At 63.1% G+C, this 21513-nt stretch carries 20 protein-coding genes and 1 riboswitch; of the genes, 11 read left to right on the top strand and 9 right to left on the bottom strand.

The window, feature by feature from the left end:
- Positions 1 to 45 precede the first annotated feature (45 nt).
- Both ACUCCZ_RS02150 and ACUCCZ_RS02145 read left to right on the top strand, forming a co-directional pair.
- Entirely contained in the window at positions 46 to 1122 is a 1077-nt protein-coding gene (locus ACUCCZ_RS02150) for a transaldolase family protein (protein WP_016665998.1), read from the top strand.
- Between the two features lie 140 nt (positions 1123 to 1262).
- Entirely contained in the window at positions 1263 to 1991 is a 729-nt protein-coding gene (locus tag ACUCCZ_RS02145; RefSeq protein WP_435917822.1) for a sulfite exporter TauE/SafE family protein, read from the top strand.
- 183 nt (positions 1992 to 2174) lie between these two features.
- Here ACUCCZ_RS02145 and ACUCCZ_RS02140 read toward each other — a convergent pair whose 3' ends face one another.
- The 4 genes from ACUCCZ_RS02140 to ACUCCZ_RS02125 all read right to left on the bottom strand — a co-directional run bounded on the left by ACUCCZ_RS02140 (position 2175) and on the right by ACUCCZ_RS02125 (position 6283).
- A complete protein-coding gene (locus tag ACUCCZ_RS02140; protein ID WP_435917823.1) occupies positions 2175 to 3044 on the bottom strand; it encodes a sugar phosphate isomerase/epimerase family protein in 870 nt (289 codons plus the stop codon).
- 86 nt (positions 3045 to 3130) lie between these two features.
- Positions 3131 to 4138 (bottom strand): Gfo/Idh/MocA family protein, encoded by a 1008-nt coding sequence (locus tag ACUCCZ_RS02135; RefSeq protein ID WP_435917824.1) that lies wholly within the window; start codon positions 4136 to 4138, stop codon positions 3131 to 3133.
- 48 nt (positions 4139 to 4186) lie between these two features.
- Positions 4187 to 5119: a sugar phosphate isomerase/epimerase family protein gene (locus ACUCCZ_RS02130; protein ID WP_016666002.1), complete on the bottom strand. Its 933-nt coding sequence runs from the start codon at positions 5117 to 5119 to the stop codon at positions 4187 to 4189.
- 123 nt (positions 5120 to 5242) lie between these two features.
- Positions 5243 to 6283, bottom strand: coding sequence for a LacI family DNA-binding transcriptional regulator (locus tag ACUCCZ_RS02125; RefSeq protein ID WP_435917825.1), 1041 nt, complete (start codon positions 6281 to 6283; stop codon positions 5243 to 5245).
- 230 nt (positions 6284 to 6513) lie between these two features.
- Between ACUCCZ_RS02125 and ACUCCZ_RS02120 the strand changes: the two genes are divergently transcribed.
- From ACUCCZ_RS02120 to ACUCCZ_RS02085, 8 genes are all read left to right on the top strand, one after another.
- Entirely contained in the window at positions 6514 to 7677 is a 1164-nt protein-coding gene (locus tag ACUCCZ_RS02120) for a Gfo/Idh/MocA family protein (RefSeq protein WP_252906082.1), read from the top strand.
- A 30-nt stretch (positions 7678 to 7707) separates the two neighbouring features.
- Positions 7708 to 8706, top strand: a complete 999-nt coding sequence (locus ACUCCZ_RS02115; RefSeq protein WP_435917826.1) for a sugar phosphate isomerase/epimerase family protein — start codon at positions 7708 to 7710, stop codon at positions 8704 to 8706.
- Positions 8707 to 8831: 125 nt separating this feature from the next.
- Positions 8832 to 8943, top strand: a riboswitch (SAM riboswitch).
- Positions 8944 to 9284: 341 nt separating this feature from the next.
- Positions 9285 to 10229, top strand: a complete 945-nt coding sequence (locus ACUCCZ_RS02110; RefSeq protein WP_435917827.1) for a MetQ/NlpA family ABC transporter substrate-binding protein — start codon at positions 9285 to 9287, stop codon at positions 10227 to 10229.
- A 30-nt stretch (positions 10230 to 10259) separates the two neighbouring features.
- Positions 10260 to 11339, top strand: coding sequence for a methionine ABC transporter ATP-binding protein (locus ACUCCZ_RS02105; RefSeq protein ID WP_435917828.1), 1080 nt, complete (start codon positions 10260 to 10262; stop codon positions 11337 to 11339).
- Complete coding sequence (locus tag ACUCCZ_RS02100) at positions 11339 to 11992, top strand: methionine ABC transporter permease (RefSeq protein ID WP_435917829.1); 654 nt, start codon at positions 11339 to 11341, stop codon at positions 11990 to 11992. The genes ACUCCZ_RS02105 and ACUCCZ_RS02100 overlap by 1 nt, the downstream gene beginning before the upstream one ends.
- A gap of 79 nt (positions 11993 to 12071) precedes the next feature.
- Positions 12072 to 13334 (top strand): phospholipase D-like domain-containing protein, encoded by a 1263-nt coding sequence (locus tag ACUCCZ_RS02095; protein ID WP_435917830.1) that lies wholly within the window; start codon positions 12072 to 12074, stop codon positions 13332 to 13334.
- A gap of 144 nt (positions 13335 to 13478) precedes the next feature.
- Positions 13479 to 13742, top strand: coding sequence for a GlsB/YeaQ/YmgE family stress response membrane protein (locus tag ACUCCZ_RS02090; protein ID WP_435917831.1), 264 nt, complete (start codon positions 13479 to 13481; stop codon positions 13740 to 13742).
- A gap of 182 nt (positions 13743 to 13924) precedes the next feature.
- Positions 13925 to 14251 (top strand): PspC domain-containing protein, encoded by a 327-nt coding sequence (locus ACUCCZ_RS02085; protein ID WP_435917832.1) that lies wholly within the window; start codon positions 13925 to 13927, stop codon positions 14249 to 14251.
- A gap of 65 nt (positions 14252 to 14316) precedes the next feature.
- Here the strand turns inward: ACUCCZ_RS02085 and guaA are convergent, their stop codons facing one another.
- Positions 14317 to 15870, bottom strand: a complete 1554-nt coding sequence (guaA, locus tag ACUCCZ_RS02080; protein WP_435917833.1) for a glutamine-hydrolyzing GMP synthase — start codon at positions 15868 to 15870, stop codon at positions 14317 to 14319.
- A gap of 201 nt (positions 15871 to 16071) precedes the next feature.
- Between guaA and cysE the strand changes: the two genes are divergently transcribed.
- Complete coding sequence (cysE, locus tag ACUCCZ_RS02075) at positions 16072 to 16644, top strand: serine O-acetyltransferase (RefSeq protein ID WP_435917834.1); 573 nt, start codon at positions 16072 to 16074, stop codon at positions 16642 to 16644.
- Here the strand turns inward: cysE and ACUCCZ_RS02070 are convergent.
- From ACUCCZ_RS02070 to mptB, 4 genes are all read right to left on the bottom strand, one after another.
- Positions 16634 to 16999 (bottom strand): chorismate mutase, encoded by a 366-nt coding sequence (locus ACUCCZ_RS02070; RefSeq protein ID WP_435917835.1) that lies wholly within the window; start codon positions 16997 to 16999, stop codon positions 16634 to 16636. The two genes, cysE and ACUCCZ_RS02070, sit on opposite strands and share 11 nt — an antisense overlap.
- Before the next feature lie 58 nt (positions 17000 to 17057).
- Positions 17058 to 18161 carry a GuaB3 family IMP dehydrogenase-related protein gene (locus ACUCCZ_RS02065; RefSeq protein ID WP_435917836.1) on the bottom strand — a complete coding sequence of 368 codons (1104 nt, stop codon included), beginning with the start codon at positions 18159 to 18161 and terminating at the stop codon, positions 17058 to 17060.
- Positions 18162 to 18195: 34 nt separating this feature from the next.
- Positions 18196 to 19710, bottom strand: a complete 1515-nt coding sequence (gene guaB / locus ACUCCZ_RS02060) for an IMP dehydrogenase (RefSeq protein ID WP_435917837.1) — start codon at positions 19708 to 19710, stop codon at positions 18196 to 18198.
- A gap of 96 nt (positions 19711 to 19806) precedes the next feature.
- Positions 19807 to 21300, bottom strand: coding sequence for a polyprenol phosphomannose-dependent alpha 1,6 mannosyltransferase MptB (gene mptB, locus ACUCCZ_RS02055; protein ID WP_435917838.1), 1494 nt, complete (start codon positions 21298 to 21300; stop codon positions 19807 to 19809).
- Positions 21301 to 21513: the final 213 nt, after the last annotated feature.

The following is a 21513-nucleotide window of genomic DNA, read 5'->3' as shown; positions in this document are numbered from 1 at the left end:
CTCGGCGACGACGACGCGCCGACAAGATCTCGCACAGGAGCTGCCATGAGCATCGAGTACACCCCCGGCCCACTCCTTGACGCTTCCCGCACGACGCCCACTGCGCTGTGGAACGACTCGGCCGACCTGGATGAACTTCGTCAATCCATCGCGTATGGCGGCGTCGGCGCCACCTGCAACCCCGTCATCGGTTACACGACGATCAGGAAACACCCAGATGTCTGGGAGGACCGCATCCGCGTCATCGCCGAGAACAATCCCACCTGGGGAGAGTCCCACATTGGGTGGCAGGCCATCAAGGACATGTCGGTCGAGGCCGCACAACTCTTGGAACCCATCTTCATCGAGCACAAGGGCCGCAATGGCCGCCTCTCCATCCAGACCGATCCGCGCCTGCACCGTGATGCCGAGGCACTGGCGGACCAGGCCGAGGAGTTCAGCAACCTTGCACCGAACATCATCGTGAAGATCCCCTGCACCTCGGTGGGCATCAAGGCTATCGAAGAGGCCACTTACCGTGGCGTCTCGGTCAACGTGACGGTGTCGTTCACCGTTGCCCAGGCAGTGCGTTCCGCCGAGGCCATCGAGCGCGGGCTGCAGCGTCGCGTGGACGAGGGCAAGCCCATTGACGAGATGGGGCCGGTCGTCACGATCATGGCCGGGCGACTCGACGACTGGCTCAAGACAGTTGCCGAACGCGACCGCCTCTTCATCGACCCCGGGCACCTGGAGTGGGCCGGTATCGCAGCGATCAAGCGCGCCCACCGCATCTTCACCGAGCGCGGATTCCACTCCCGGGTGCTGTGCGCCGCGTTCCGCAACGTCCTCCAGTGGTCCGAGCTGGTCGGCGGCGACCTCGTCGTCTCCCCTCCGTTCAAGTGGCAGAAGCGCATCAACGACTCCGACTACAAGGCCGTTGCCCGCATTGACGAGCCGGTTGCTGCAGAGCGTCTTGACGCCCTCATGCAGATGCCGGAGTTCGTGCGTGCCTATGACCCGGATGGAATGACGATCGAGGAGTTCGACGACTTCGGCGCCACCCGCAAGACCCTCCGCCAGTTCCTCCAGGCTGACGCCGACCTCGACGCCTTGGTACGTGACGTACTCATTGCAGCTCCCTGACCCCACTGATCACCAGAGCACAGGTGGGCCTACCGTGACGTTCCCACGGTAGGCCCACCTGTGTTCCCCTGAGACCTCACACGATCGACAATCGCACCTTGCCGTGCGACACCAAGAGATGGACCTTATTCGTGCTGACAATGATGTCTCTCCTTGACTGGTTCCTCCTCACGACAGCCGCGATCTGCATCGGCGTCTCGAAGACGGCTCTTCCAGGCGCAGCGACCCTTGCCGTCGCACTGTTCGCTGCCGTGCTTCCCGCAAAGGCATCCACCGGAACTATGCTCGTGCTGCTGCTCGTCGGCGACGTCCTTGCCGTCTGGACGTACCGTCACGATGCGGACTGGGACACCTTGCGCCGGCTCGTCCCCGGAGTGCTGATGGGGATCGTCCTCGGCGCCGTCTTCCTGAGATTCGCCTCGGACTCCACGACGAAGGTGTTCATCGGCAGTCTGTTGCTCGTCCTCATCGCCGCCACGCTCGTCCTCATGCGACTCCCCCACCCGCCCAAGGTGCAGGGCCGGATTGGCAGAGCCACGTACGGCACTCTCGCTGGGTTCACAACCATGGCTGCCAATGCCGGTGGGCCGGTCACCAGCATGTACTTCCTGGCATCTCGCTTCCCCGTGTCCACCTTTCTGGGCACCACGGCATGGTTCTTCTTCCTGGTCAACGTCATCAAGGTGCCGTTCTCCATCGGCCTGGGAATCATTCAGCCCGGGACGCTGATGATCGATGCCATTCTGGCCCCCGTCGTCATCGGCTCCGGGTGTGCAGGACGCGCTCTTGCCAGGAGGATGACCGACAAAGTCTTCACGCCGATCGTCACGGTTCTGACGATCATCTCTGCCCTCTACCTGCTGATGTGAGACATGCGGCTCTCGAGGCAACGCACCGACGCAGAACCGATCACACTCAACAACAGCGTCACGGCGCGCCCGGGATCGACACCCGGACCACGTCGTTCCCCGTACCGCCCCGCAAGGGTGTGGTGCTTGCAGGAAGGTTGCCCTCCCCCACAAGCACCACATCAGCAGAGTTGTCGAACTCCCTCAGCCAAGTTCGTCCTTCAACCGTTTCAGGACCGCGCGGTTGTAGTCGTCTGCGTACTCATGCCAGCCAAAGACGCACACACTCAGCACGCCATCGAACTTCACCTCGCGCAGCGTCGAGAAAACCTGTTCCCACGGCACCTCGCCCTGCCCGATGACATTGTGCTGGTGCACGGTGACGTCGGCACCGGGGGGATTGATGATGTACCTGTTGCCATCATTGGCGCGGTGGTTGAAACCATCTGCGACGTGGACCTCACGCAGCTTTCCGGCCTGAGCAGCAGTACGAATCATCCGGGACACGTCTCCGGCCCCATCCGACAGGTGGAAGGTGTGCGGGCAGCAGTACTCGTAGCCGACCCAGTCCTTGTCGATGGACCGGACGAGTTCCAACGCCCGGTCATGGAGCTCGACGAAATCGTACGGATGGGCCTCCATGGCCAGTCGGACACCGTACTTCTCGAAATCAGGGATCAACTCCTCCATCGATCGGTACCACTGCTGTTCCGATCGGCTGGCCCGATTGCGATCACCAGAGAACTCCGAGACGATGTCGCGCACGTCGAGATAGTCGGCGATCTCGAGAAGACGACGCCAGTTGCGCACCTGGGCCCGGCGCTCGGCCTCGTCGGGGGAGGACCAGTTGAACACCGGGTTGAGGGTACGTACCTTCACCCCGGTCTGATTCTCGGCACGAAGAATCTCGTCAAGGAATGCGCGATCGGCCTTGGGATAGTGATGCCACAGGTGCAGCTCGTTGTTGGGTGACAGTTCCACGAAGTCGAAGCCCAGTTCACGTGCCTTTCGCAACGTGTCCGGAGTCGACATCGTCATGTAGTACATGTTGGGATCAAGGGCAATGTCCACCATGGGTGTTCCTCTCCGACCCTGGCCTCGTCACCACGAGGCGACTGCCACGCCTCCTGGATGTGTCAAGGCCACGGGTCACATACAAATCAGCGATACAGACTGGGACGTTCGACGAGGTCGACGGTCACGGTCCGACCGCCATTGTCCAAGGATTCCACCGCAGCTTCGACGACGGCCGTCGCCGCATATCCATCCCATGTTGTGGAGCCAGTGTGCTCATCAACGGCAACGGCATTGATCCACGACTGGACTTCCGCATTGAATGCGCCCTGGAACCGGTCGATGTGCGACTGACACATGGCGTTCCGATCGCCGTGGATGTCACGAATGTGGATCTTCTCCTGATCGCCCAGTCGCACCGCAGCGTTCTCCATGACGAGCTCACACTCGATGGAGTACCCGTACTCCAGGTTGACATTGACCTCATCGTCGATGAGCACGCCGGACTCGGTGCGCATGACGACGACCACAGGATCGATGAGATGGTCGAATCGACGCTGGGTGAGCTTCGGTCGATCAATTCGGACCTCGGTGATCTCCTCACCCAGCAACCACCGCATGGTGTCGATCTCATGGATCGCGGTGTCATCGATGGCCATTCGCGAGGTGTACGATTCCGGGACGCTGGGGTTGCGGTGCCGGTTGTGCACCAAGAGCGCCTCTCCGTTGGCTCCCCTGTCCAGAATCGTCTTCATCTCGTTGTAGGCGGAGTCGAACCGACGCATGAAGCCCACGGTGACGAGCTTCTTGCCGGCCTTCCCCTCCGCCGCCATGATGTCGAGGCAGTCCTGTGCCGTGGTTGCCAGGGGTTTCTCACACAGGACGTACTTGCCAGCCTCGATGCATTTCAGGACATCGGGGGCATGCACCTTGCCGAAGGTCGCGATGACGACGGCGTCAACCTCGGGATCATTGATGAGGTCACTGGAGTTGTCACACACCTTGGCACCATAGGGTTCCGCTGCGCAGCGCGCGGCATCGTTGACCACGTCGGTCACTGCCACGACCTGTGCACCTGCGAGATCGTCGTGGATACGAGCCAGATGGGCACGTCCCATCCCACCGGCACCGATGAGTCCAATTCGTACTGTCATTGTCCTTGTCCTCCGTCTGAACAGTTACATGGAAGGTGTCGAATCCGGTCAGGCCAGTCCGAGCCCACACTCAGCCAGGTACGAACGCATCTTCATGGCGTTGGGCTTGGGGAAGGAGGGGTCACAGGGGTAGCAGTCCTGCTCACAGATGGCGTAGATCGGCTTGTCGAGGTCGGCCAGAGCATTGACGAACTCATGCATCTCGGGCAGGCCTTCGGGCGGACACACCGATGCCCCCTTGGTGACAGCCTCGCCGAATGGCCAGTCCTTCTCGTGGGCTTCCTTGGTGATGGCCTCGTCAAAGGCCTTGATGTGCACGTAACCGATTCGCTCGGGGTACTTCCGGCACAGCTCGACGGGGTCTCCCCCGCCATAGACGACATGCCCGGAATCCAGGCACAGGTTCACGTAGGTGGGATCGGTCGCCTCGAGGATGCGCGCGATCTCCTCGGGGGTCTCGATGTGGGAGTCTCCGTGAGGATGCAGCACCATCTTGAGGCCGTACTCGTCAAGAAGCATCTGGCCCAGCGCATTGGCGTGTTCGACGTACAGCTTCCAGGTGTCACCGTCCAGAACACGCTCATCCGTCCACTCCCACGTCTTGTCGTCACGGTACAGCGGAGGAAGATGGACGATGTACTCTGCACCCACCGCGGCATGGGTCTGTGCGATGGCGCGGAACGTCTTCAACGTCTGGGGCCACGCCTCCTCCTTGTGCAGGATTCCCCAGCCGGTCCCGGCGACGACACGCATCCCGTAGTCGTCACACCACTTCTGGAGTTCCTCGGGATCGGTGGGAAAGTAACCAAATGGACCGGTCTCGACGACATCGAACCCGGCCTCGGCCATCTCCTGCCACGCCTGTCGCGGATCCATCTGTGCGGGGTCGTCGGGGAACCACACTCCCCACTGGTCTGGACACACACCGATGGTGAGTTGGGAAAACTTCGGGTCAACAGTGTTGATCGCTTTGGACATCATCGTCACTCCTCTGGTCAATGACTCAGCGCGAAGGTCATCCGAATCGTTTCGGATGACCTTCAGGATACATGTCCGATCCAGTTTTCGCCAATATTTGTTCTTACATTTTTGAGAACACGTCCATCACCCCTGCGTCGTCGTTCTCCGAATCACCCGAGCTGGAACGGTGTAGACCACTCCACCACCGGCACTCTGCGCGCGATGCACGTCGAGACCCGTGGGCATCTGCACCCCACCATCCTGGCAACCCAGCCGACCAATGAGATGACGCACCGAAACCTCAGCGATGACATCGACATCCTGACGCACTGTCGTGAGCCCAACTGCACTCAACGCCGAGGCCGCAATCCCGTCGAACCCAGCCAGGGCAACCCTCTCGGGGATGTGTACCCCGCGTCGGCGAAGCTCCAGCAACCCACCCAGTGCCGCGTGATCGTTGTAGAAGAGCATGGCCTGCGGCAGACCAGGCCCCTCAGCCAGGTCACAGACCGCGCGAATACCCGCTTCCTCGGTCTCACCGCCGTTCATGACCTGCGCCTTCAGCCCGTGGGCTCTCATCGCTGCCCGAAAGGCTCTGGCCCGCAACTGCGTCGACGGTGCTTCCCCACCGTCGACGTAGACCACATCGTGGCGCCCAGTCATGACGATCTCATCGACCAGCCGAGTCAGTGCCACCTCGTCCTGGGAGCGCACCGCATCAGCTCCCGCGCATGGCTCTCGACACATCAGCAGAAGAGGCACCCCCTCAGCAGCAGCCAAGAGCTCACCGGGTGCCACACGAGAGTCGACGACGATGATGGCCTCACAGCGGTTGCGCACCAGAGCCCTGATGCCATCGACCTCACCATGACGCGGGGTGGACGCCGTGAGATCGAGTCCGTGCCCACAGGACTCAGCTGCCCGATACAGCGCATCGACGAGCTCAGCCTGAAAGGCCTGCCCGGGCCGGTATGACACGCCGATGAGGCCAGTGTGTGACGCGCGCATGAGACGTGCACGAGGGTTTGGCCGGTATCCCAGCTCTGCCGCTACCCGCAAGATGTCCTGGCGGGTCTGCGGGGCCACTCCAGGTGCCCCATTGAGGGCAGCAGACACCGTGGAGATGGATCGACCGGCCGCTCTGGCCACCGCGACGATCGTCACACCATCCTTCCCACTGCGCATTTCTGCTTCCTTTCGCTCACATCCTGATGACAAAAACGTTTCTGATCCCCCTTCCTCAACCCCGGCACCAGCGCTACACTCACTGAACCGCCAATAAGTCCGGACAAATCCTGAGATCTCCATGGACGCTCACGGACACCCCCACAAGCGCCTCCACCGAGGCTCCCCACCAATGTCAAGGAGGACACATCGTGGACAAGACACTATCGGTCGCCGTCATCGGCGCCGGAATGGCCGGGACAACACATGCCAATGCGTGGCGACAGGTCGGCACGGTCTTCGATCTCGGCCTGCCCAAGGTCAGGCTCGCTGCCATCGCCGACGCCTACGAACCCTTCGCCCAGGACGCAGCACAACGCTACGGCTATCAGCGAGCCGTGACGGACTGGCATGAGATAGCCGATGATCCCGACATCGACATGGTCTCCGTCGTCGTCGGCAATGCCCTGCACCGTGAGATCGCCGAAACCATGATCCGGGCCGGAAAACACGTCCTGTGCGAGAAACCTCTGGCCGACACCTTGGAAAATGCCAAGGCAATGGCCCAGGCCGAGGAGGATCATCCCGAAATCATCACCTCCACCGGGTTCACCTACCGTCGCAATGCATCCGTGGCACAAATCAGGAAACTCGTGGAGACCGGGCATCTGGGCACGATTCACCACATCAACGCCCGCTACTGGTGCGACTACGGCGCCGACCCCTCCACTCCGATGGCCTGGCGCTACAGCGGGCCCATGGGGTCGGGGGCCCTGGGGGACGTCGGATCCCACCTCATCGACACTGCCGAAACCATCTGCGGACCACTCGTCTCGGTGGCAGGTGGCACCTTCCTCACCGCCATCAAGGAGCGTCCGGTCGCCCGTGGCCATGTCACTCGGGGTACCACGTTGGACAATGCCTCGGCCGAGATGGCCTCGGTGACCAATGACGACGTCGCATCCTTCACCGCAACCTTCTCCAATGGTGCCGTGGGCACCTTCTCGGCGTCCCGAATCGCCTGGGGAATGCCCAACGCCATGATGATCGACGTCCACGGATCACGGGGTCGCGCCTACTGGGACCTGGCGCGCACCGGCGAGATCATGGTCGACGACGCCAGCGCCCCGGCCGGGTTGTCCGGACCACGCCAAGTGCTCGTCAACCCCACCTTCCCCTATTTCGAGCGAGGCTCGTCCATGGCCTTCGGAGGGGTGGGCTGCACCCAGATCGAGCAGTTCACATACCAGGCATATGCGTTCCTGCAACAAGTCGCAGGAATGGAAGAAGATGACTCATTCCCTCGTTGCGCAACATTTGCCGACGGATATCGAGAAATGCTCATAGCCCAGGCAGTCGCCGAATCTGCTGCACGCGGAGGGGCCCGTGTCGACGTCTCCCACCTCAACAACTGACCAGCCACACTCAACGACAGGAGAACTCCCATGACGATGACATACGGCGCCTACACAGCCTGTCTCTCCAGCTACAGCCTTTCGGAGGCACTCGACATCCTCAAGAGCACTGGTCTCACTGGTGCCGAGGTGAATGTGGGCGGATTCATCCCGTCCCCCCACTGCCCGGTGGACTCACTTCTCTCCTCCCAGACAGCGCGTGACGACTACCTGGGGCTGTTCGCCGAAAAGGAGATGAAGATCATCGGTCTCAACGCCAATGGCAATCCGACCTCCCCACTTGCCGAGGAAGGAATCAAGCATGCCGAAGACCTGAGGAACGCGATCCGTCTTGCCGGGAAGCTCGGCATCAAGGACGTCGTCACCATGTCTGGCACACCTGGAACCGACCCCGACGCCCACTACCCCACCTGGATCGTCAATCCTTGGAATGGGATCGACATGGAGATCCTCGACTACCAGTGGAGCGTCGTCGTCCCGTTCCTCAAGGAGATTGATGCGCTGGCTCGCGACAACGACGTCAACGTGTGTCTGGAGCTGCACCCACGCAATCTCGTCTTCAATGTGCCCAGTTTCGAGCGGCTCATCTCGGAGACTGGAGCGACGAATCTGAGAGTCAACATGGATCCATCCCACCTGTTCTGGCAGCAGATGGATCCCATCGCCATCGTGGAGCGCATGGGTGAGCTCATCGGTCACGTCCACGCCAAGGACACGGCGATTCTGCCTGGAGCCGCATACCGTGGTGTGTTGGACACCGACTTCGGCCACGTCCCCGCCGAAGCGCCGAACAAGACCCCCGTGGCACCCGGTTACTGGTGCACCTCATGGCCCGAGGACCCGGCATGGCGTTTCGTCGCATTCGGGCTCGGACACGATGTCGAGTACTGGACAAGGTTCCTGCGAGCCGTCCACACCGCCACTGCCACCATGAACGTCAGCATCGAACATGAGGACGCCGAGTACGGCGATGTCGAGGGACTGAGGATCTCGGCGCACAATCTCCTGGAGGCTGCCGACAACCTGTGAGCAGGCCTCACCACCGTCCGAGGGGGACGAGACGGGAATGTCCTCATCAACCTTTCCCGTCTCGTCCTACCACATGAACACCACGAGTTGACATCGCGACCTCCACGCCCATAGCCTGCCGACAAGGTCTTGAGATCCGGTGTCAAGCCACGGCTTGCCGGACGGCAACCCATCGCGAGAGCAGGGTGCCCCGTGTGACGACCTGGTCGTGTCCAGACGGCACGACAAGCGCGACGGTGCCCCAAGCACCCCAACACAGGAGCAGGAATCATGGCAGTGGTCTTTCGCCACCTCGTGGACGCCCACCAGTGCGCCGTCGAGATGTTCGCCATGATGATGTGCACCTCACGAATGACCGGCACCCGCTGAACGGATACGTCGTCGTTCACCCCAGCGGGACCACGGGAACAGTGGCCTGATACTCGCCACACACCCTTCCTGCGAGAAGCTCTGTGCATTGAGCATGATCGGGCCCGCGAGCACGACACCGAGTCGGCACGTCCGACCTGCGACCCCCATCTCGCCCCATCCCAGCCTCATTCGTCGTCCTTTCCAGACCAGATTTCAGGAGCATCACCATGACCACCGCCGAAGCACTCCCCGACAAGCCCCACAACCGTCCCTCCAAGGGTGTCATCGTCGCGATCATCGTCATCGTCGTCGCACTCATCGCCGGCATCATCTTCGCAGTGAACAAGAACAAGGGGGATGACTCGGCAGCTGGCGGGACGACAACCGTCAAGATTGGTACCACCGAGGCCGCCAACGACTACTGGAAGGTCCTCAAGAAGAAGGCCTCCGCGGAGGGCATCAACATCGATGTCGTCAGCTTCAACGACTACACCCAGCCCAACGTCGCTCTCTCCCAGGGCCAGGTCGACCTCAACGTCTTCCAGCACCTGCTCTTCCTGGCCGACTACAACGTGAAGAATCACGACAACCTCACCGCGATCTCCGCGACCTACGTGGTGCCGCTGAACATCTATTCCAAGACGTACCAGCAGGTCTCCCAGCTCCCAGCCGGGGCCACCGTCGCCATTCCGAACGACGCCACCAACCAGGGGCGCGCCCTCCTCGTGCTGCAGAAGGCCGGGCTGCTCACGCTGCGCGACGGCGGGTCTGCCCTGTCGACCCCTGCCGACGTCATCGCCAACCAGTCCAAGGTGAAGGTCAAGGCCATTGACGCCGCCCAGACGGCTGCCTCCCTCAGCGGTGTCGACGCCGCGGTCGTCAACAACAACTTCGCCACCGATGCCGGACTGGACCTGGACACGGTTGTCTACAAGGACGACGCCACCGGCAAGTCAGCCGACCCCTACATCAACATCATCGCCGCCAAGGACGCCGACAAGAACAACGAGACCTACAAGAAGGTCGCTAAGCTGTGGTCCGATCCTGATGTCCAGAAGTCGATCATCAGGCAGTCCGGCGGAACGGCGAAGATCGTCGCTGATCGTCCCCAGGCAGATCTCGACAAGATCTTGGACGATCTGACCACCGAGATCAAGAAGTCGAATTCCTGACACTCATCCGTTTTCCAGCGAGGCTCCACCATGGCAACAGACGTCACGCCTGCTTCGGCGCCACAGTGTCCCGATCACATCGTCTTCGACCACGTCACCAAGGACTTCCATACCCGTACCGGATCGGTGAGAGCCCTTGACGACGTCAGCCTGGCGATCAAGAGAGGATCCATCTCGGCGGTCATCGGACACTCTGGCGCCGGAAAATCCACCTTGGTACGCCTCATCAACGGGTTGGAGACCCCGACGAGCGGACGGGTCCTGGTTGACGGCACCGATGTCTCCCAGCTCTCCGACAAGGCGATGCGCCCGCTGCGGGCCGACATCGGGATGATCTTCCAGCAGTTCAACCTGTTCGGGTCACGGACCATCTACGACAACGTCGCCTATCCGCTCAAGCTGGCTCATTGGAAGAAGGCACAGGAGAAGGAGCGCGTCACTGAGTTGCTGAGCTTCGTCGGACTGACGAGCAAGGCGTGGGACCATCCGGACCAGCTCTCCGGCGGGCAGAAGCAGCGAGTCGGAATCGCCAGGGCGCTGGCCACCAAGCCGTCCATCCTGCTGGCCGACGAGTCCACCTCCGCCCTCGATCCGGAGACGACGGCTGACGTCCTCTCCCTGCTCAAGCGTGTCAACGAGGTTCTCGGGGTGACGGTTGTCGTCATCACCCACGAGATGGAGGTCGTCCGTTCCATCGCCCAGCAGGTGTCGGTGCTGGAAGCTGGACACCTGGTCGAGACCGGGAGCACCCAACAGGTTTTTGCCCATCCGAAGTCTGAGACCACCGAGCGCTTCCTGTCGACGATCATCGGTCAGCATCCCAGCGGGGAGGAAGAAGCCCGGTTGCGCGCCGAGAACCCTGACGCTCGCCTGGTCGACGTCAGCTCGGTGTCCAGTGACGCCTTCGGGGACGCGCTAGCTCGTATCGGCCAGACCGAGGCGGCCTTCCGGATCATCCACGGTGGGGTCATCAAGGTCCACGGCGGCTCACTGGGGAACTACACCGTAGCCTTGTCGGGTCCCGCCAGGGCCGTCGAGAAGGCTGCCAGGATCCTGGCTGACGCCTCCCACACGGCGTCCACCACGGCCACCAGTCAGGAGGATCACTGATGAGTGACTACCTGCGTCCGATATATCTGCAGTCCATCTGGGAAACCCTCTTCATGGCCCTGATCACCTTGGTGATCGGCGGTATCTGTGGACTGGTGCTGGGCATCCTGCTCTATGCCACCCGTCGGGGTGGGCTGCTCGCCAACAAGGTCGTCCACACCGTCCTCAACGTCATCGTCAACATCATCCGGCCGATTCCGTTCATCATCTTCATGACGGCGATTGCGCCACTGACCCTCAAGGTCGTCGGAACGACGATCGGCGTTCGTGCAGCCACCTTCCCGCTGTGCATCGCGGCCACCTTCGCGATCTCCCGGATCGTCGAGCAGAACCTCGTCACCGTCGAGCCGGGCGTCATCGAGGCTGCGCGCGCCATGGGTGCCGGTCCTTGGCGGATCCTCTTCGACGTCGTGGCCCGCGAGGCCCTGGGCCCGCTGATCCTCGGGTACACCTACATCCTCATCGCGATCGTCGACATGACGGCCATCGCCGGTGCTCTGGGCGGTGGTGGCCTGGGGCAGTTCGCCATCACTTACGGTTATCAGCGGTACGACTGGACGGTGACGGCCATTGCCGTCGTGACGATCATCATCGTCGTCCAGCTGGCCCAGTTCCTGGGTAACTGGTTGGCGCGACGGGCGCTGCGCCGCTGATGACCCCCGGCACCACGATCCCGGGCTCTCGACGCCGACTACCTCTCAGCCGGTGTTCGAGGCCCGGTACCCTGAGCACATGATCCGGGGCCCTCGCCAGAAAATCACATGCCGCCGAGTCCTGCACTGGGTGGCAGGCGGAACGATTGCCGCTCAGATGGCCACAATGGCAGGGCTCGTCGCCTTCAACGGCGTCAAGCGGCGAGGCCGCCGTCCCTACCGTTTCCCCACCGCACCGGTGAAGTCCCTCGAGGTGGGTGAGCACCAGGTCGAGATCTTCACCTTCGGCCGTGATCTCTACGCGGCGATGATCGCCGACATCGAGGCTGCCCAGCACACCATTTATCTCGAAACCTTCATCTGGAAGAATGACGAGGTCGGTCGGCAGTTCCGGCAAGCTCTCGTCGATGCCGCCGCCCGAGGCGTCGAGGTCTACGCGATGTGGGACACCTTCGCCAACCTGGTCGTCGATCCGCGCTTCTTCCGCAACCTGCACGGTGTCCATGTGCGCGCCCAACCGCTGGTCACCCCGTCGTGGGTGCCGACCATCCGCAACATGGGCCGGGACCACCGCAAGCTCCTCGTCGTCGACTCCGACGTCGCCTACATCGGTGGGTACAACATCGGGTCCCTCTATGCAGATCGGTGGCGTGACACCCACGCCCGTCTCACCGGCCCGGCCGTCGGAGAGTTGGAGAACACTTTCGTCGACATGTGGAACCAGCGACCCAAGGGGGCGCTGGTCTTGCGGCACACTCAGCCGGTGTTGCCCTCCCCCGAGGTGCGCTACTGGGACACACCGTTCGCGGTACACCGCAACTCCCCGCGGATGGCTGTCTACCCCATTCGGAACATGTACCTCGAGGCCATCGACCGTGCCAGCGAGCGAATCTGGATGACCCAGGGTTATCTCATCCCTGACGACGACGTCGTCGCTGCCCTGCACCAGGCGACCTCCCGCGGGGTCGACGTGCGCATCGTCATTCCCGCCGAGTCGAACCACGTCATCGCCGACTGGCTGAGCCGTGGATACTACGACCAGCTCCTCCACAAGGGGGTGCGGTTGTTCCTCTACCAGGGCGCCATGGTGCACGCCAAGACCTGCACCATTGACGGCATCTGGTCGACGATCGGCACGGCCAACCTCGACAGGTTGTCCCTCCAGGGCAACTATGAGGTCAACATCGCCATCACGGATCCCACCGTCGCCGAGCGGATGGCTGAAATATTCGAGATTGACATGGCGAACTGCGTGGAGCTCACCCTCGACGAATGGCAGTCCCGATCGCGCATTGCGAAATTCACCGAGACACTGTTGTTGCCGTGGCGGCCATTTTTCTGAGATTCCGTCGCCAGCGTAAAAATATCGTATTACCTAGTCAAATTGCTGTTGACGTCGATAACAATGTGTGTTTTTGGCTAATTTTCCACCGGGATCGGCCATCGTTGCTGGACGTTTTGCCCCATCGTCAACGACACTGGATGCATGGGATTCTTTGCATGGATTATTCTCGGACTCATCGCCGGCGCCATAGCCAAGGCCATCATGCCGGGCAAGCAGGGCGGCGGCATCCTCGTCACCCTCCTCCTCGGGGTCGTGGGCGCGGTGCTCGGTGGCTGGCTCGGCTCACTCATCTTCGACAAGCCCCTCGGCACCTTCTGGAACCTGTGGACCTGGCTCGTCTCGATCGTCGGCGCTCTCATCGTGTTGTGGATCTGGGGCGCCATCACCAAGAAGAAGAACCAGTGACCTCCTGATCTGTCACCCCACACATGCAACGGGCCCCGTCATATGACGGGGCCCGTTGCATGTGTGGCCATCTCCGGGGCAACCCGCGCTCATTGATGCTCCCCCGGTCCGTCACAGGGACACGGACTTGTGGAGACATCATGGCACCATGGATGCAAGCCACTACTCAGGAGGACCGACCTATGGCCACCAAGATCACCCGGCCCGAGGAGGGCCGCATCATCGGCGGCGTCTGCCAGGGCATTGCCAACGCCTTCGATCTGGACCCGACCCTCGTCCGCATCGTCGCAGCAGTCTTGATTCTCGCTGCCGGTTCGGGACCACTCATCTATCTCGTGTTGTGGATGATCATCCCGGACGAGGGCAGCGGCGCGAGCGTGGCTGGTGATGTCGCGAGGAAGGCACGGGACAAGCAGTCAGCGCGCCGGTCCGAAGACACCTGGAACGTCACTCGGACGACGGCTCCACATCGTCCCGACGAGACCTTCGACCCGTACAGGGAAGACTGACCTTCAACACACAGGGCCCGTACCGATCAGTCGCGGTACGGGCCCTGTCACGTCATGGAGCCGTCTTACTCCCACTCGATGGTGGCCGGTGGCTTCGAGGTGATGTCGAGCACAACTCGGTTGATCTGCGGGCATGCGTTGGTGATTCGGGTGGAGATCTTCTCCAGCACGCCGTACGGAATGCGTGCCCAGTCAGCCGTCATGGCGTCCTCACTGGTCACCGGCCGCAGCACGATCGGCGAGCCGTAGGTCCGTCCGTCCCCCTGCACACCCACCGAGTGGACGTCACCAAGCAGAACCACCGGGCACTGCCACACCTTGCGGTCCAGACCAGCCGCGCTCATCTCCTCACGAGTGATCGCATCGGCGGTACGCAGCACCTCGAGGCGCTCCCTGGTCACCTCGCCGATGACGCGGATGCCCAGGCCTGGGCCCGGGAAGGGCTGACGCCACACGATCTCCTCGGGCAGGCCCAGCTCCAGACCGACGGCTCGTACCTCGTCCTTGAAAAGAATGCGCAGCGGCTCGACGAGGCTGAACTGCAGATCGTCGGGAAGGCCCCCGACGTTGTGGTGGCTCTTGATGTTGGCAGCCCCCTCGCCACCGCCGGACTCGACGACGTCGGGGTAAAGGGTCCCCTGCACCAGGAAGTCGATCGTCTGATCGGCGTTGAGACGCTTGGCGACGTCCTCGAAGGTGCGAATGAACTCGCGGCCGATGATCTTGCGTTTGGTCTCGGGATCGGTGACTCCGGCCAGGGCGTCCAGGAAGCGCTGGGACTCATCTGCCACCACCAGGTCGGCGCCAGTGGCCTCGACGAAGTCGTGCTTGACCTGCTCGGCCTCTCCCTGACGCAGCAAACCGTGATCGACGAAGACGCAGGTGAGCTGGTCACCGACGGCACGCTGCACCAGAGCAGCGGCAACTGCGGAGTCGACGCCGCCTGACAGCCCACAGATGACACGACGATCACCGACCTGGCCACGGATCTGGGCAATCTGATCGCCGACGATGGAGCTGGCGTTCCAGTCCGGGCGGCATCCGGCGATGTCGAAGAGGAAGTGCTCCAGGACCGTCTGACCGGATTCGGAATGCTGCACCTCCGGGTGCCATTGCACACCGACGAGCTTGCGCTCGACGTCCTCGAAGGCTGCCACCGGGGCACCTGCGGTACGAGCGAGGGTCGAGAACCCCACCGGAGCACGGGAGACGGAGTCACCGTGACTCATCCACACGCTGATGGTGTGCGGAATACGGGAGAGCAGCTGTCCCGAGGAGGTGATGCACAGGCTGGTGCGTCCGTACTCCGAGGCCCCGGTATGGGCGACCTGGCCACCAAGGGCCTGAGCCATGGCCTGAAATCCGTAACAGATGCCCATCACCGGAACGCCGGCGTTGAACAGGGCCGGGTCGACACTCGGTGCACCATCCGCGTAGACCGAGGCCGGACCACCGGAAAGGATGATCGCAGCAGGTTCCTTGGCGAGGATCTCGCGCACTGGCATGTTGTGCGGGACGATTTCGGAGTAGACGTTCGCCTCGCGCACCCGGCGAGCAATGAGCTGGGCGTACTGCGCCCCGAAGTCGACCACCAGAACGACGTCGTGGAGTTGTTCCATGAGGCCGAGTCTATGGCCCACAGCCCCATGTCGCGCCACTCGCCCGGTCCCAGCCTGTGCGAACGTCCATCGATGGGCGTGGTAATGCAGTCAGATGATCACGAAGCCGGGCTCAACCCCCCCTTTCCATTGGTCGACGGGCCTGGGCTCGATATGGTTCATCCACCGGTACCACTGACTGCAGCAGAACTGAGGTTGGCCATGACGACTGAGACGACGGCACTCCTCCACGTCCTCAAGCGATGGAAAGAACGCGTCATGGAGGACCTCGAGGCCGCCATGCGCGAGGATCCCGCCGCCACGTCGAAATTCATGGTCGCCATCACGTACCAGGGCGTCCACGCAATCTGGGCGCACCGCCTCGCCCATGCCATCTGGGTGAAGCACCCGGCGCTGCGCCCGCTGGCTCGCCTGCTGTCCCAGTTCTCTCGCCATCTCACCGGGATCGAGATCCATCCGGGGGCAACGATCGGGCGACGGTTCTTCATCGACCACGGCATGGGCGTCGTCATCGGCGAGACAGCGGTCGTCGGCGACGACGTACTGATGTATCACCAGGTCACGCTCGGCGGACGCGCGCGTGGGCACTTCAAGCGTCACCCCACGATCGGTAACCGCGTCCTCATCGGCGCCGGCGCCAAGATCATCGGAGACATCACCGTCGGTGACGACTGCAAGATTGGCGCCAACGCGCTGGTCATCAAGGACGTCGCCCCCGGAACGGTCGTCGTCGGTATCTCGTCGAAGGTTCACCGGGGCGACGTCATCGCTTGACCTGTCGGTTCTCGGAGGTGTTCGAGGTGGCCGCATCCGATTCAGGGGTGCCCTCAGGGCCGTCCTGGGACTCGTCTGCGATGGCCTCGTGGTGACGGACCACCTCGGCAACGATGAAGGTAATGACCTTCTGCGCGAACTCGGGATCGAGGTTCGACTCGACGGCAAGCCGCCGCAACCGCGCGATCTGCTCGGCCTCACGGGCCGGGTCAGCCGGCGGCAGGCCGCGCTCAGCCTTGAGACGACCCACCTCGCGGGTGATCCGGAACCTCTCGGCGAGCAGGTGGATGAGGGCGGCGTCCATGTTGTCAATCGCGCCGCGCAACACGACCAATTCTTCGGGCACTTCGCTCATGCCCGAAGGCTAGCCACCCATCCCACTCGCCCGGACGGTGTCCTGACTGACGGGACGATCAGCGAATCGTCAGCTCGATCCGCTGGAATTCCTTGACCTCCGAGTAGCCGGTGGTGGCCATGGCCTGACGCAGCCCACCGACGAGGTTCATGGTGCCGTCAGGGACGCGCGAAGGACCGTTGAGGACTTCAGCGAGGGTCCCCACCGGTTCGAAGTGAACCCGAGCACCACGCGGCAGGTCGGCGTGCCATGCCTCGGCCCCCCAGTGCCATCCCTTGCCGGGAGCCTCGGTGGCGCGGGCCAGCGGGGATCCGACCATGACGGCGTCAGCACCGCAGGCGATGGCTTTGGCAATGTCGCCGGAGCGTCCCACTGAGCCATCGGCAATGACGTGGACGTATCGTCCGCCCGACTCATCCATGTAGTCACGACGGGCTTCGGCGACATCAGCGATCGCCGACGCCATCGACACCTCGACGCCAAGGACCTGACGGGTGGTGTGGGCCGCTCCCCCACCGAAGCCGACGAGCACACCGGCAGCACCGGTACGCATGAGGTGCAGGGCCGCCTGGTAGGTCGCGCATCCACCGACGATGACCGGCACGTCGAGCTCGTAGATGAACTTGCGCAGGTCAAGGACGTCATCGCTACTGCCGACATGCTCGGCAGAGACCGTCGTACCACGAATGACGAAGAAATCAGCCCCGGTGTTGACGACGGTCTCGGAGAACCGAGACGCGTTCTTCGGCGACAAGGACCCGGCCACCGGCACCCCGGCGGCCCGAATCTCGGCCATCCTGGCGGTGATGAGTTCGGCCTTGATCGGCTCGGAGTAGATCTCCTGCATGCGTCGGGTGGTGGCGACGTCGTCGCCCAGCTCGGCCAGCTCCTCGAAGTACGGCGTGGGGTCCTCGTAACGGGTCCACAACCCCTCGAGGTTGAGCACACCGAGGCCTCCCAGACGCCCGAACCCGATGGCCGTCGCCGGGCTCATCACCGAGTCCATCGGGGCGGCCATGATCGGGAAGTCGAAGGTGAGCGCGTCAATGCGCCACTCCAGGTTCACCATCTCGGTGCCACGGGTGCGCCGGGAGGGGATGAGGGCAATGTCATCCAAGCTGTATGCCCGGGTGGCACGCTTGCTGCGTCCGATGTCGTACATGATTCCTTTCCTGCCGGATTCTCCGGCTCGCCCGTCAGCGGGCGGAGTAGTTGGGGGCCTCGACCGTCATCTGGATGTCGTGCGGATGAGACTCTCGCAGGCCAGCCGAGGTGATGCGCACCAAACGACCACGTTCGTGCAACTCGTCGATGGTGCGGGCGCCGGTGTAGAACATCGACTGCCGCAGACCACCAACCAGCTGATAGGCCACCGCGCCGAGCGGGCCACGGTAGGCCACCTGACCTTCGATGCCCTCCGGGACGATCTTGTCGTTGGTGGTGACGTCACCCTGGAAGTAACGGTCCTTGGAGTAGGACAGTTTCTCCCCGCGCGCCGACATGGCACCCATCGACCCCATACCCCGGTAAGTCTTGAACTGCTTGCCGTTGATGAACGCAAGCTCTCCCGGGGACTCCTCGCAGCCGGCGAGCAGGGAGCCGAGCATGACGGAGTCGGCGCCGGCAACCATGGCCTTGGCGATGTCACCGGAATACTGCAGGCCACCGTCACCGATGACTGGCACACCATACGAACGAGCGGCACGGGATGCCTCGAAGATGGCAGTCACCTGGGGAACACCGACGCCGGCGACGACGCGAGTGGTGCAGATCGAGCCCGGCCCGATACCGACCTTGATGCCGTCGGCTCCGGCCTCGCAGAGCGCCTTGGCAGCCTCGTGGGTGGCGATGTTGCCGCCGACGACGTCGACTCCCCTGGCGGCCGGCTCAGCCTTGATTTTGGCGATCATGTCAAGAACGCCCTGGGTGTGGCCGTGAGCGGTGTCGACGACGATGAGGTCGACGCCCTCCTCCACCAATGCCATGGCACGCTCCCACGAGTTGCCGAAGAAGCCGATGGCAGCACCTACCCGCAGACGCCCCTGCGGGTCCTTGGTGGCGTTGGGGTACTTGTTGGCCTTGACGAAGTCCTTGAGGGTGAACAGGCCGCGCAGCTTGCCGTCGGCGTCGACCAGTGGCAGCTTCTCGATCTTGTGTGCTGCCAGCAGGGAAAGCGCGTCGGAGGGGCTGGTGCCCACGGCAGCGGTGACCAGCGGGGTCGGGGTCATGACCTCCCGGATGAGGCGCCGCGGGTTCTCCTCGAAGCGCATGTCACGGTTGGTGATGATGCCGACGAGGTTCTCGTTCTCGTCGACGACCGGAACACCGGAGATGCGATAGGTGTGGCAGAGCTCCTCGGCATCGGCCAGGGTGGCGTCCGGGGAGATCGTGATGGGCTCGTCGATCATGCCGGCCTCCGAACGCTTCACCTGATCGACCATCGCGGCCTGATCCTCGATGGACAGGTTGCGGTGCAGGATGCCAAGTCCACCCTCACGGGCCATCGCCACCGCCATCCGGGTCTCCGTGACAGTGTCCATCGCTGCGCTGACGAGCGGGATTGCGATGTCGATGTTGCGGGAGACCTTGGTCGTCGTGTTGGTCTGGGAGGGAATGACGTTGCTCTCGACAGGCTGGAGCAAGACGTCGTCGAAGGTGAGGGCCAGCGGTGCCAGCTCCTCAATCGTGGTCGGGCGGGAATCCGAGGTCATGAGCCACCTTTCGCCGGGATGCACGTCATCCTATCGCCGCAGGCGTCAAGAGCGCCCAACCGATCGCTGTGAGTTGGCCGGGAACACTGGTTGTCGTCAGGTCGTGGCCGTCACCAAGGCCCAGGCCTTGGGGATCTTCCAGACGATGAGATATCCGACGATGACCAGCGGCAGGCACACATATGGCGACCAGTACCACTGCAAATAGGTCAGGATCACGACGGCCACCACCCCGGCAGTGACAATGTCACGGTGGGTGCGACGCAATTGGACCGAGGCGACCAGGGCCAGCGGCCCGATGAGGTACCAGGGTTGCAAGGACGCCCCGAAGGCGGCGAAGGCGATCATGACGCCAGCCTGCAGTCGCAGCGGGCTACCCAGATGGCCGAGGGAGTCGTCACCGCGTCGCATGGGTGGGCCGGGGCCCCACCGTGCCCAGCACCACACCATCGCGATCGCTGTGAGGACAAGACTGACGACGGTGACCGGGCCGACCAGCTTGTCAAACGCAATTCCACCGCTTCCCCGCATAATCTGAACCACCAGGGCGATCGGTGAGTCGCTCGTCACGGAGACGGGACTGCCTGCCGTCGGATTGAGCCATCCCAGCCCCAGGCCACGGATGGCGGAGATCCCGGCGAAGACCGCCAGGGCCGGAATGGCTCCCGCAGCGGTGCGGGCAAGGAGGACCGACCAGCAATTTCGAGTCGACCAACGGTGGCCGCCATGACGCACCGCATCGACGTGGACCAGGGCGACGACGCCCACCCCGGTCAGGACGCCCGGCTGCTTGATGGTGCCGGCCAGACCGACCATCACCCCACCAGCGACGAGCCCCAGCCATCCGCGTCCGGACATGGCGAGGTGAATCGCCACGACCAACGCCGCAAGGGACAGGCCGACCTGGAGACCGTCATTGTGCATGCCGCCGATGATGCTCAGCGTCGTCAGAGGGCAACAGACCGCCAGCCAGAGGGCGTGATCAGGGTCGGTTCCGGCGTATCGCGCCAGCTGCGGCACCGTCCAGAACATCAGGGCGACGCCAATGATGGCCGGCACACGCATGAGCAGGACCGACCACAACGGATCGGCGTGAGCGATCGTCACCATTGCTGCCTGGATCCACAGTGATCCCGGCGGGTACACCGCCGTCGTCCCACGCCATGGGGTGTCGACGGCCTGACCGAGCACACCTGCCAAACCCTGAGGAACCACGTAGGGGTCGAGACCCTGAGCCAGGATCCATCCCTGAGCGGCATAGGCCCAACCATCCCGGCTGAGCAGCGGCGGGCCGAACAGCAGCGGTAGCGACGACGTGACGAGGGTGAGGAGACGAGCGCCGACAAGGTTTCGGGAGCGCAACCACGCGATGATCATGGCGCTCAGACCGACGATGCTGCTGGCAACCACTGCCACCCCGCTGGGACGCACCTGCTCCGGCATACCGGCATTGGGGGAACCCCATCCCCACACCGTCATCAAGGCGGAGCCGACGAATCCCATCACGAGCACCTCGATGAGGCGGCGTCGACCGGGATGGGAATGGGCCAGCACACGCTGACGATCATGGGGGTGGGTCGTTGAGGTCATCAGCATTCAGCGTAGGGGAGGCACACAACCAGGTGGCGCGAGAAAGTACCAATGTCGGGCGTTTCGGCCAATTGTCACACCTACCCGCTAGTGTGCGCGAGGCGGTTGTGTTCCGCCACAGGCGCGGCCCTCCCCCTGACGTGGGATGTGTGGTCGTGCCCACCGGGTCGCCGGTATCTTTGCGTGTCGAGATCGGTCGGGAAATGATCGGTA

It is taken from the genome of Cutibacterium nasicola (genome assembly GCF_052654715.2).
The sequence above is the reverse complement of the archived record's forward strand: the minus strand, read 5'-3'. Positions and strand labels throughout refer to the sequence as shown.

Bases quoted from the DNA above. Each gene is read 5' to 3' on its own strand.
- ACUCCZ_RS02150 (WP_016665998.1), top strand. From the start codon at position 46: ATGAGCATCGAGTACACCCCCGGCCCACTCCTTGACGCTTCCCGCACG.
- ACUCCZ_RS02145 (WP_435917822.1), top strand. From the start codon at position 1,263: ATGATGTCTCTCCTTGACTGGTTCCTCCTCACGACAGCCGCGATCTGC.
- ACUCCZ_RS02140 (WP_435917823.1), bottom strand. From the start codon at position 3,044: ATGGTGGACATTGCCCTTGATCCCAACATGTACTACATGACGATGTCG.
- ACUCCZ_RS02135 (WP_435917824.1), bottom strand. From the start codon at position 4,138: ATGACAGTACGAATTGGACTCATCGGTGCCGGTGGGATGGGACGTGCC.
- ACUCCZ_RS02130 (WP_016666002.1), bottom strand. From the start codon at position 5,119: ATGATGTCCAAAGCGATCAACACTGTTGACCCGAAGTTTTCCCAACTC.
- ACUCCZ_RS02125 (WP_435917825.1), bottom strand. From the start codon at position 6,283: ATGCGCAGTGGGAAGGATGGTGTGACGATCGTCGCGGTGGCCAGAGCG.
- ACUCCZ_RS02120 (WP_252906082.1), top strand. From the start codon at position 6,514: ATGGCCGGGACAACACATGCCAATGCGTGGCGACAGGTCGGCACGGTC.
- ACUCCZ_RS02115 (WP_435917826.1), top strand. From the start codon at position 7,708: ATGACGATGACATACGGCGCCTACACAGCCTGTCTCTCCAGCTACAGC.
- ACUCCZ_RS02110 (WP_435917827.1), top strand. From the start codon at position 9,285: ATGACCACCGCCGAAGCACTCCCCGACAAGCCCCACAACCGTCCCTCC.
- ACUCCZ_RS02105 (WP_435917828.1), top strand. From the start codon at position 10,260: ATGGCAACAGACGTCACGCCTGCTTCGGCGCCACAGTGTCCCGATCAC.
- ACUCCZ_RS02100 (WP_435917829.1), top strand. From the start codon at position 11,339: ATGAGTGACTACCTGCGTCCGATATATCTGCAGTCCATCTGGGAAACC.
- ACUCCZ_RS02095 (WP_435917830.1), top strand. From the start codon at position 12,072: ATGATCCGGGGCCCTCGCCAGAAAATCACATGCCGCCGAGTCCTGCAC.
- ACUCCZ_RS02090 (WP_435917831.1), top strand. From the start codon at position 13,479: ATGGGATTCTTTGCATGGATTATTCTCGGACTCATCGCCGGCGCCATA.
- ACUCCZ_RS02085 (WP_435917832.1), top strand. From the start codon at position 13,925: ATGGCCACCAAGATCACCCGGCCCGAGGAGGGCCGCATCATCGGCGGC.
- guaA (WP_435917833.1), bottom strand. From the start codon at position 15,870: ATGGAACAACTCCACGACGTCGTTCTGGTGGTCGACTTCGGGGCGCAG.
- cysE (WP_435917834.1), top strand. From the start codon at position 16,072: ATGACGACTGAGACGACGGCACTCCTCCACGTCCTCAAGCGATGGAAA.
- ACUCCZ_RS02070 (WP_435917835.1), bottom strand. From the start codon at position 16,999: ATGAGCGAAGTGCCCGAAGAATTGGTCGTGTTGCGCGGCGCGATTGAC.
- ACUCCZ_RS02065 (WP_435917836.1), bottom strand. From the start codon at position 18,161: ATGTACGACATCGGACGCAGCAAGCGTGCCACCCGGGCATACAGCTTG.
- guaB (WP_435917837.1), bottom strand. From the start codon at position 19,710: ATGACCTCGGATTCCCGCCCGACCACGATTGAGGAGCTGGCACCGCTG.
- mptB (WP_435917838.1), bottom strand. From the start codon at position 21,300: ATGACCTCAACGACCCACCCCCATGATCGTCAGCGTGTGCTGGCCCAT.